The sequence below is a fragment of the Paenibacillus sp. Y280 genome (assembly GCF_056786335.1).
Genome location: NZ_JBXCIW010000073.1, coordinates 1 through 535 on the forward strand (window position 1 = coordinate 1; position 535 = coordinate 535).

The window sequence follows — 535 nt, forward strand, 5'->3', positions numbered from 1 at the left end:
TACATCTGGCTCCGAATCGAGCGGAAAGTCATATTACTTGAATGACAGAAATAACCCAATATAATACTTGGAAATGACGTTGCCCCTTCGTATGGGGAGGGGGATGGTGTATGCTAATATCTAGCAATACCTGTCGATTCATCATTTCCACTTACATTTTTGGAAGTAGTCCCCTATGACATCGTGTATTAAGGCTCATTACTATGGACTTTCGAAATTCAGGATAAAATCTACTATTTACTCAACTAATGGAAAATGATAGTTTAAATACGATTTCATTCAATTAATTCAACATATGGAGACGACATTGATGAAAAATAAAAAACTTTTCATTATCGGAATGACACTGGCCGCTACTTTAATTACAGGTGTAGCAGTATTTGCAAGTAGTGATTCTGGTTCATTAGTAAAAGATATAATCCTGAATTTCGAAAGTCCATAGTAATGAGCCTTAATACACGATGTCATAGGGGACTACTTCCAAAAATGTAAGTGGAAATGATGAATCGACAGGTATTGCTAGATTTTAGCATAC

The 535-nt window shown here is 35.5% G+C and carries 1 protein-coding gene; it reads left to right on the forward strand.

The features are described 5' to 3' along the window. Positions 1 to 310: 310 nt before the first annotated feature. A complete protein-coding gene (locus AC1TPC_RS26900; protein ID WP_482069779.1) occupies positions 311 to 442 on the forward strand; it encodes a hypothetical protein in 132 nt (43 codons plus the stop codon). Positions 443 to 535 lie beyond the last annotated feature (93 nt).